At 73.0% G+C, this 9,600-nt stretch carries 10 protein-coding genes; 3 read left to right on the forward strand and 7 right to left on the reverse strand.

What is annotated here, in order from left to right; translation table 11 throughout:
* Positions 1–914 (reverse strand): serine/threonine-protein kinase (locus ACFV5N_RS19615; protein ID WP_385601336.1); only part of this gene is annotated, 914 nt, incomplete at its 3' end.
* Positions 915–928: 14 nt separating this feature from the next.
* Positions 929–1,771, reverse strand: coding sequence for a menaquinone biosynthetic enzyme MqnA/MqnD family protein (locus ACFV5N_RS19620; RefSeq protein WP_385601317.1), 843 nt, complete (start codon positions 1,769–1,771; stop codon positions 929–931).
* A gap of 232 nt (positions 1,772–2,003) precedes the next feature.
* Between ACFV5N_RS19620 and ACFV5N_RS19625 the strand changes: the two genes are divergently transcribed.
* On the forward strand, positions 2,004–2,207 hold the full coding sequence (locus tag ACFV5N_RS19625) for a cold-shock protein (RefSeq protein ID WP_019435746.1): 204 nt from the start codon (positions 2,004–2,006) through the stop codon (positions 2,205–2,207).
* 171 nt (positions 2,208–2,378) lie between these two features.
* On the forward strand, positions 2,379–2,741 hold the full coding sequence (locus ACFV5N_RS19630) for an RDD family protein (protein ID WP_385601320.1): 363 nt from the start codon (positions 2,379–2,381) through the stop codon (positions 2,739–2,741).
* Positions 2,742–2,763: 22 nt separating this feature from the next.
* On the opposite strand, the gene ACFV5N_RS19635 is transcribed toward ACFV5N_RS19630, so the two are convergent.
* The gene (locus ACFV5N_RS19635; protein WP_385601322.1) at positions 2,764–4,668 is read right to left on the reverse strand and encodes an AMP-dependent synthetase/ligase; all 1,905 of its coding nucleotides are present in this window, start codon (positions 4,666–4,668) and stop codon (positions 2,764–2,766) included.
* Positions 4,669–5,084: 416 nt separating this feature from the next.
* Between ACFV5N_RS19635 and dacB the strand changes: the two genes are divergently transcribed.
* Complete coding sequence (dacB, locus tag ACFV5N_RS19640; protein WP_385601325.1) at positions 5,085–6,653, forward strand: D-alanyl-D-alanine carboxypeptidase/D-alanyl-D-alanine-endopeptidase; 1,569 nt, start codon at positions 5,085–5,087, stop codon at positions 6,651–6,653.
* Between the two features lie 165 nt (positions 6,654–6,818).
* Here the strand turns inward: dacB and ACFV5N_RS19645 are convergent, their stop codons facing one another.
* From ACFV5N_RS19645 to ACFV5N_RS19660, 4 genes are all read right to left on the reverse strand, one after another.
* Complete coding sequence (locus ACFV5N_RS19645; protein ID WP_385601328.1) at positions 6,819–7,160, reverse strand: XRE family transcriptional regulator; 342 nt, start codon at positions 7,158–7,160, stop codon at positions 6,819–6,821.
* Positions 7,157–7,519, reverse strand: coding sequence for a type II toxin-antitoxin system RelE/ParE family toxin (locus tag ACFV5N_RS19650; protein WP_385601330.1), 363 nt, complete (start codon positions 7,517–7,519; stop codon positions 7,157–7,159). Before ACFV5N_RS19650 ends, ACFV5N_RS19645 begins: the two co-directional genes overlap by 4 nt.
* A gap of 186 nt (positions 7,520–7,705) precedes the next feature.
* Positions 7,706–9,073, reverse strand: coding sequence for a dicarboxylate/amino acid:cation symporter (locus ACFV5N_RS19655; RefSeq protein WP_385601333.1), 1,368 nt, complete (start codon positions 9,071–9,073; stop codon positions 7,706–7,708).
* A gap of 306 nt (positions 9,074–9,379) precedes the next feature.
* Positions 9,380–9,600, reverse strand: a 221-nt coding sequence (locus ACFV5N_RS19660) for a DUF4229 domain-containing protein (RefSeq protein WP_385601334.1), incomplete at its 5' end; no start/stop codon positions are given.

Genomic DNA, 9,600 nt, shown 5'->3' on the forward strand with positions numbered 1-9,600 from the left:
AGATCCAGCAGCGCGGTGGCCCGGCGGCCGATCCCCTCGACCACCTCGGGCGGCAGCCAGCCGGCCCGGATCAGCGGACCGGCGCCGCCCTCCCCGGCCAGCGCCCGCACGACCTCCGCGAGCGGCGGGCGGGCCGCCGGGTCCTTGGCGAGCATCGCGGCGGCCAGCCCGCGCAGTTCGGCCGGCACCCCGGTCAGCTCGGGCGCCTGGTGCACCACCTGGTACAGCACCTGGGTCAGGGACTCGCCGGGGAACGGCGGCCGGCCGCCCGCCGCGTACACCAGCACGGAGCCGAGCGAGAACACATCGGTGGCCGGGCCCGGCGCTCCGGGCCGTCCGGCCCCCGCGCCCAGCACCTGTTCGGGCGACATGTAGGCGGGCGAGCCGAGCGAGACACCGGTGGCGGTGAGTTCGCCCGCCGCGTCCGCCGCCCGCGCGATCCCGAAGTCGATCAGCCGGGGGCCGTCCACCGCGAGGAGCACGTTGGAGGGTTTGACGTCCCGGTGCACCAGGCCGTGCCCGTGCACCGCCGCCAGCGCCTCGGCCAGTCCCGCGCCCAGCGCCCGTACCGTGGCGGCCGGCAGCGGCCCGCCCTCGGCGACGGTGCGTCGCAGATCGGGCCCGGCGACGTAGCCGGTGGCCACCCAGGGCAGTTCGGCGTCCGGGTCGGCGTCGAGCACCGGGGCGGTGTACGCGCCGGAGCCGCCGACCAGCCGGGCCGCCGCCACTTCGCGCGCGAACCGGGCGCGGAACTGCTCGTCGGCCGCGAACTGCCGGTGCACCACCTTCACCGCGACCGTACGGCCTCCGGCGCTGCGGCCCAGGTACACCCGGCCCATGCCGCCCCGGCCGAGCCGGCGCAGCAGCCGGTACCCGCCCACGGACGGCGGATCCTCGTGGGTCAGCGGCTCCAACGTCATCCCCTCCGTCAGCCGGGCGGCAGCAGCCGTACCCGGTCGGCCCCGGTGAAGCCGATCCGGCGGGCGAACTCGCGGGCCCCGCCCAGCTGCCGTTCGCCGAACCGGAAGTCCAGGGTGGTGAAGTACCGTTCCAGCACGGTGGCGTCGAAGGCCTCCCAGCGGGCGGCCTGCTCGGCGACCTTGGAGACCTCGGCCAGCGACAGATCGCGGGAGGCGAGGAACGCCCGGTGCACCTCGCGCACCGTCGCCTCCTCGCGCTCCAGGTAGTCCGGGCGCACCGCCCACACGGCGAACACGAACGGCAGCCCGGTCCACTCGTGCCACATCTGCCCCAGGTCGTGCACCTGGAGGCCGAGCCGGGGCGCGTCGTGCAGGGCGGCGCGCAGCGCGGCGTCCCCGATGAGGACGGCGGCGTCCGCCTCCTGCATCATCAGCCCGAGGTCGGGCGGGCAGGTGTAGTAGTCGGGGCTGACGCCGTACTGCTCGGCGAGCAGCAGCCGGGCCAGGCGCACGGAGGTGCGCGAGGTGGAACCGAGCGCCACCCGCGCCCCGTCCAGGCGCTCCAGCGGCACCTGGGAGACGATCACGCAGGACATCACCGGGCCGTCGCAGCCGACGGCGATGTCGGGGAGGGCGACGAGTTCGTCCGCGTGCCGCAGATATTCGACGAGGGTGACGGGGCCGATGTCGAGTTCGCCGGCGACCAGGCGTTCGCTCAGCTTCTCGGGCGTGTCCTTGGTGAGTTCCAGGTCCAGCAGCGTGCCGGTCCTCGCCAGGCCCCAGTACAGGGGGAGACAGTTCAGAAACTGAATGTGCCCGACTCGGGGACGGGTCCGGGGGTGTGTACTCACCCCTGTGAGGGTACGCCTGGTGTCATGCGAGCCGGCCGCCAGTTGCGATTCCCCCCGACGGGGGACTTCCATCCTTCCGGTCGTGCACACAGCGTGCTACGCTCGCAGCAAGTTGCAGTTTGGTTTCCCTTGCAGTACGAGCCTGCGGAGCATGTAACCGCGGGCTTTCGTCGTTTTCAGACTTCTTGCAGGTTCTGGAGCAGGGCGACCCTTATAGGCCCAGGGAGGGCTTATGGCTACCGGAACCGTCAAGTGGTTCAACGCCGAGAAGGGCTTCGGCTTCATTGCCCAGGACGGCGGCGGCCCCGATGTCTTCGTCCACTACTCCGCCATCAACGCCTCTGGCTTCCGCTCGCTTGAGGAGAGCCAGCAGGTGACCTTCGACGTCACCCAGGGCCCGAAGGGCCCGCAGGCCGAGAACGTCACCCCGGCCTGATCCGTCGCCTCTCGGCGTCGAACGCAGTACCCAAGGAGCCCCCGCCCGCCGCGGGGGCTCCTGCCTTTGCGCAGAACCGGGGGCTGGGCCACCGCGTCTCTGTCATGCGTGCGACAGATAAAGCGAACCGGCCCGCCCGCGCCGCCTCCGGAAGCGGGCACCCTGCGGCTGATGGCGGCGGTGTTCACCGATGTCCTTTTCGCGCTGGGGGCGGGGCTGGCGCTGTCCCGCGGATTGTTCCCGGATACCGGTGGAGCCGGTGAATTCCTCGCGCCGGTCCTCACCGTGCTGGCCCTCTCCTGCGCCAATCATGTGATTCTCGTCCTGCTCTTTCGGGCGAGCCTCGGAAAACTGCTGTGGGGCCTGCGGGTGGTCCGGGTGACCGACGCCGGGCGCCCGCGTTTCCCGCGCGCGGTGCGGCGTTGGGTCACCGGTTACCTTTACTTCGTCCTGATGGTGCTCGCGGAGGAGGGCGACACCCTCGGGGAGGCGTGCGGACTGCGCACGGTGCGCCGCCGGGACCTACGCTCTTAGCTGAATTCTCCCCCGGCCCGGCTCACCGGCCCCCGCGGTACAGGCTCTCGATCTGCTGCGTGTGATCGCGCAGCACCGCCGTGCGGCGCAGCGTGCCGGCCGGGGTCAGATAGCCGGAGGCCACCGTGAACGGGCGGGGCAGCAGGTGGAACCGGTGGACGCGGCCCGCCTCGTCGATCACCCGCTGGAGGTGGCGCAGCAGTTCGGGGTCCTCGGCCATCCGCTCGGCCGACGCCGGTCGGCGCCCGGCCGCGCGCAGCCACCGGGCGAGCCCTTCGGGGTCGAGGGTGAGCAGCGCGGTGAGATAGGGGCGGCCCTCGCCCGCGACCACGCAGTGGCCGATCAGCGGGTCGGCGCGGATCGCCTCCTCCAGTGGCCCGGGGGAGAAGCGGGCGCCGTCCGCCAGGGTGATCAGATCCTGTTTGCGGCCGTGCACGGTGAGATAGCCGTCCTCGTCCAGCGCGCCGAGGTCACCGGTGGGCAGCCAGCCGCCGGAGCCGGTGACGGGGCGGATGCTGCGGGTGCGGGAGTCCCAGTAGCCGCTGCATATCTGTCCGCCGCGCAGCAGGATCTCGCCGTCCTCGGCGATGCGCACCGCCGTACCGGGCAGCGGCCAGCCCACCGTGCCGAGCCGCGGGGCGTGCGGCGGGGCGAGGACGGCACCGGCGGCGGTCTCGGTGAGGCCGTAGCTCTCGTGCACCGGGATCCCGACGCCCTCGTAGAAGGTGGCCAGCGAGCGGCTGAGCGGGGCGCCGCCGCACAGCACGTGGCGGACCTCGCCGCCCAGCGCCTCGCGCACCCGCCGGTAGACGCCGGCCTCGTACAGCGAACGGCCGGCGCGCAGGCTGAGCCCCGGGCCGTCGCCGGTGCCGTGCTGTTCCGCGGCGACGGCGGCGCCGATGCGCCGGGCGAGCGCGGCGGCCCGGTCGAACGCGGCGCCCCGGCCCGCGTCTTCGGCGGCGGCCCGGGTGGTGTGGTGGACGCGTTCCAGCAGCCGGGGGGTGGTGACCAGGAAGGTGGGCCGGAAGCCGGCCAGGTCCGGCAGCACGTCGCCGTCGGCGGACGCGTGGCCCAGCCGGATCCGGGCCCGTACGCAGCCCAGCGCGACGGTGCGGCCCAGGGCGTGGGCCGGCGGCAGGGTGAGCAGGGTGGCGGCGGGCCGGTCGGTGAGGGAGCGGTAGACGGGGTAGAGCAGTTCGATCGTGTTGTCGATCTTGGTGAAGAGATGGGCGTGGGTGAGGACGCAGCCCTGCGGCAGGGCGACGGTGCCGGAGGTGTGGGTGAGGGTGGCGATGTGGCCGGGGGTGAGGAGCCGGCGGCGTTCGGCGACGGCGGAGTGCGGCAGTCCGCGGCCGGCGGCGGAGATCTGGCCGATGGCGCTGGACTCGTTGCCGTGGATGGCGGTGAGCTGCCACAGGTGTTCCAGGTGCGGCAGTTCGCCGCGGATGGCGGTGAGGGTCCGCGCCTCCTCCACCCCCTCGACGGCGCAGGCCCGGGCCCCGGCGTCCCGCAGGATCCAGCTGACCTGGCGGGCGGTGGCGGAGGGGTGGACGGGCACGGTGATGAGCCCGGCGGCCCAGGCGGCGAAGTCGAGGAGGGTCCACTCGTACCGGGTGCGGGACATGATGGCGAGCCGGTCGCCGGGGGCGAGCCCGTGGGCGATGAGGCCCTTGGCGACGGCGAGGACCTCCCCGGCGAACTGGGCGCAGGTGACGTCGTACCAGGTGCCGTCGCGGTGCTTGCGGCTGAACGCGACGGCGTCGGGGGCCTGCTGGGCGTTGACGAACGGGATGTCGGCGAGGCTGCCCTGTTCGACGGCGGGCACGAGCGCGGGCAGCGACGCCTCCAGCACGGCGCCGTGGGCGCGGCGCAGCCGGGGGCGGGTGACGGGGGGCGGTGGTGCGAGGGGGTCTTGCGGTGGCGTCATGGGCACTCCCGGCACGGTGCGGCGGTTCCCGGGGATTCTGCCCGCCCGCGCGGGCCCCTGACCGGCTCCTTCACCGGACCGCCACGGCTTTGTCCGGCGGAGCGGCGGTCGTACCGGCACACATCCGCCCAAGGACGGGGCAAGGTCGGCGTGATCACGGCTGTGCGGCTGTCTCCCTCCTGGCGGTGGGGCCCGCCGCGCTGCCGCCCGCCCGGACGGCCCACCCGGCGACCGGCCCGCGGCCCCGGCCACTTGCGGGTACGGCCGCCCCGGTCCACTCGCCGCGTGCCGCCCCATCATCCGGTCCCGGCGCGCGGCGCGGCAAGCGCCGTCCGCCCGTCCGCGCGGGGACGGGTACCGGCGTGGCCGGGGTGGCGCTCTTGACTCAGCTCTTGCCATGGGCATGATGACAGCGCATGACGCGCCCTCATCGCACGCTCCTGCTGCCGCTCGCCGCCGTGCTCGGGCTGAGCCTGGTGTGGTCCTCCGGTACGGCCGGCGCCGGGGACACCGGACGGCCCGGGTTCGCGGACGCGATCGACACCGCCCTCGCCGACCCGCTGCTCTCCGGCGCCACCGCCCAGGTGGTGGTGCGCGACCCGGACACCGGCCGGACCCTCTACGACCGCGACGGCGACCGCCGGCTGATGCCCGCCTCCACCACCAAGCTGCTGACCGCCTCCGCCGCCCTCGACATCCTCGGCCCCGACCACCGCTTCCGCACCGAGGTCCTGCGCACCCGCGACGGCGACCTCTATCTGCGCGGCACCGGCGACCCCGTCCTGCTGCCCGGGGAACTCGACGCCCTGGCCGCCGAGGTGGCCGCCGCCGGCGTCTCGCACGTCCCCGGCGACCTCGTCGCGGACGACACCCTCTTCACCGGACCGGGACTCGGCCGTGCCTGGGGCTGGGACGCCGAACAGTACGCCTACTCGGCCCCGGTCTCCGCGCTCACCCTGGCGCCCGACACCGACTACGACTCCGGCAGCGTCCGGGTGACCGCGGGCCCCGGCGCCGCGCCCGGCACACCGGCCGAGGTCACCCTGCACCCGGCGCCCGACCTGCTGACCGTCGACAACCGCGCCGTGACCGTGGCCGCCGGCGGGCCGCACACCCTGACCGTCGGGCGCACCCACGGCCGGGACACCATCACCGTCACCGGCACCGTCCCGGCCGGCGCCGGGCCCACCGACACCTGGCTGAGCGTCACCGACCCCACCGCGTACACCGCCGCCGTCTTCGCCGACGCGCTGGCCGCCCACGGCGTCACGGTGGCCGGGTCCACGGTGACCGGGCGGGCCGTCCCGGCCGGGGCCCAGGCCGTGGCCGTGCACACCTCGATGCCGCTGTCCGAGATCCTGGTGCCGTTCCTGAAACTCTCCGTCAACCCGCACGGCGAGGCGCTGCTGAAGGCGATCGGCGCCGCCGACACCGGCACCGGCAGCTGGGCAGCCGGGCTGGCGGCCGTCGCCGACCACGCCGCCCGGCTCGGCCTGGACACCGGCGGCTACGCCCAGGTGGACGGCTCGGGGCTGTCCCGGATGAACATGATCGCCCCCGCCGACTTCGCGGAACTGCTCGACGCGGTACGCGACGAACCGTGGTTCGGCCACTGGTACGCCGCCCTGCCCATCGCCTGCGCACCGGACCGGCTGGAGGGCGGCACCCTGCGCAGCCGCATGTGCGGCACCCCGGCGGCCGGCAACGCGCGGGCCAAGACCGGCACGCTGACCGGGGCCACCGCGCTGTCGGGCTATGTGACGACGGCCGGCGGCCGGGAGCTGGTGTTCAGCATCATGATCAACCACCACCTCGGGTCGGGCCAGACCCGGGTACAGGACGCGATCGTCGCCGCACTCGCGGCGGACGGCGGCCCCCACACCCGTACCGCCGCACCACCGGTCATCGCGCCGCTCACCGAACGGCAGGAGGAGGTGGCCGAAGCCGGTCTCGAATGCTCCTGGGTGAAACCCGCCGTCTGCTGACCCCCGGGACCATGCGAACGGCGCCGCCCGCCCCGCACGAACGGGACGCACGGCGCCGGTCACCGGGCCACGGCATGACCGGCCACGGTCACGACCGACTTCACGGACACACGTCGCGGTTTCCAGCACACGGCCGCGACGCACCACTCTTCGCGGCACCGCCCATCAGGCGACCGTGTACTCGGCATCACCGAAATCCGCCACCACACGAAGGCGCCCGCCCAGCGCCTCCACATAGGAGCGCAGGGTCGCCAGCTCGGCACGGTCGAGCATTCCGTGCTCGATCGCCGACACACGAGGAGCGGAGACACCCATGGACGCCGCGACCTCCCGCTGAGTCAGCGCCTGCTCCCGCCGGATCTCCGCAAGCTTGTAAGCACGCACCTCGGAGACGAGCCTGTCCATCGCCGCCCGCTTCTCCGCGGGCGTGCGCACCGGCAGCCCCGCGGCCTCGCGCCGCTCACGGGCCGCGCGCTTCGCGTCCTCCCACCTGACCGCGTCACTCATTCGTACTCCCTGGTCTCCAGATCATCGAGGTGCGCCCTGTAACGCTTCTCAGCCAGAGGGATGTTGCTGTCGTACCATCCCCGCCAGTCCCCGGCCTTGCCCCCTGCGACCAGCAGCACCGCCCGGCGAACCGGGTCGAACGCGAACAGGATCCGTACCTCGCTGCCGCCACCGGACCCCGGCCTGAGCTCCTTCAGATGATGCTGCTCCGCTCCCTTGATCCGGTCCACCAGCGGGCGACCGAGCGTCGGCCCCGTCGCGGCCAAGAGATCAATCGCGTCTTCCACCTGTTCAGCGCTGGCCCAGTCACTCTCGGCCAGAGCCTCGAACCACGCCGCGACCTCCGCGACGAGGATCACTTCCCATTAGCCACGGGCCGCATATTAACGCAAGTGTTAACCCGACCCGGTCGCCGTGCTCCCGCTCGGCTACGCCATGAGGCACGTGGTGGAGGACACGCGACGGACACCGCCCGTGCGTAGAAACCGAGCCCCGCTGGTTCCGGAAAACCAGCGGGGCTCGGTCCATCGGTGAGAGCGCTACGGCTAGGCGGTGGCGACGGACGAACCCGAGGGACCCGACGGCTTCGGGACCTCGGCCGGCGCGGCGTTGCCGGGCTCCGCCTCGTTGATGTCGAAGCTGGTGGCGCTGTCGTACGCGTCCCGGTCCAGGATCTTCTCCCGCGCCGCGACGATCACCGGGACCACGGACTGACCCGCCACGTTCACGGCGGTGCGGATCATGTCCAGGATCGGGTCGATGGCCAGCAGCAGACCCACGCCCTCCAGGGGCAGGCCCAGCGTGGAGAGGGTCAGCGTGGTCATCACGGTGGCGCCGGTGAGCCCGGCGGTGGCGGCGGAACCGATCACCGACACGAACGCGATCAGCACGTAGTCCTGGATGCCCAGCGAGATGTCGAAGATCTGCGCCACGAAGATCGCGGCCAGCGCCGGGTAGATCGCGGCGCAGCCGTCCATCTTGGTGGTGGCGCCGAACGGCACGGCGAAGGAGGTGTACTCCTTCGGCACCCCGAGCCGCTCGGTCACGCGCTGGGTGACGGGCAGGGTGCCCACCGAGGAGCGGGAGACGAAGGCCAGCTGGATGGCGGGCCAGGCGCCCCGGAAGAACTGGAGCGGGTTGAGACCGGCGGCGAAGCGCAGCAGCAGCGGGTAGACGCCGAACAGCACCAGCAGGGAGCCCACGTACACGTCGATGGTGAAGGTGGCGTAGTCGCCCAGCAGGTCCCAGCCGTAGTTGTTGATGGAGCGGCCGATCAGCCCCAGGGTGCCCAGCGGCGCGAGGCGGATGATCCACCACAGCGCCTTCTGGAGCAGTTCGAGCGCGGTCTCGCCGAAGGTCACCAGCGGGGCGGCCTTCTCACCGAGCTGGAGCGCGGCGATACCGACGGCGGCGGCGAGGAAGACGATCTGGAGGACCTTCAGCTCGGTGAAGGGGGTGATGACGTCGGTGGGGATGATCCCGGTGAGGAAGTCCAGCCAGGAGCCGGAGTTCTCGGGGGCCTGGCCGTCCGCCGCGGTGAGCGCGGAGCCGGAGCCCGGGTTGGTCACCAGGCCGATGAAGAGGCCGATGGCCACCGCGACCAGCGAGGTGATGAGGAACCACAGCAGGGTGCGGCCGGCCAGCCGGGCGGCGTTGGAGACCTTGCGGAGGTTGGTGATGGAGACGGCGATGGCGAAGAACACCAGTGGGGCGACGGCCAGCCGCAACAGCTGGACGAACCGGCCGCCTATCTCGTCCAGGGTGCGGGCCAGCCAGTCCACCTCCCAGTTGCGGGCTATCCAGCCGAGCAGCACACCGGCGGCGAGACCGATGAGGATCTGGGCCCAGAACGGCGGCAGGGACAGCTTCCGTCTGGTGTCGGGGGCGGCGGACGGGGAGGACGGGGAGGACACGGGCACGCTCCGGTCGGCGAGTGAGTTTTCGACATGGGTCAGGGCAGGGGAATGCCCTGAGGGGACACAGCACGGGAAGAGTCGCGGTGAAACGGCCGGAAGGCCAGGGGTACGGCGACGTGCGGGTCAGCGACGACAGGCCGCGGTGGGGCGGCGGCACAGGTCGATGTGCAGGCGCGCGACAAGGAGCACCCCGTGCAAGGGGCGCGGCGCGGCTGCTGTGTTCATGTCCATCACGGTAGCACCAGGAAACCGTGACCTGGCTCACACCGGCGTACGCCGGGAACGTCCGGGGCGGCGGACACCTCAGGCCGAACGAGCGGCGTCATCCGCGTCGTCCTCCATGCCCTGGTTCGCGCGCAGTTTGCCCATGGCCCGGTCCACGCGCGGCGCGAGCTGCGCCGACATGGCGTCGCGCTGGCTGCGCAGCAGCACGTAGCTGAGCGGCGCGGAGATCACCAGCGCCAGCAGCACCAGCCACAGCGGGTTGGCCGTCCCGAAGCTCTCCGGGATCACACCGATGTACG

This window comes from Streptomyces sp. NPDC059853 (assembly GCF_042731495.1).
Taxonomy (GTDB): Bacteria; Actinomycetota; Actinomycetes; order Streptomycetales; family Streptomycetaceae; genus Streptomyces.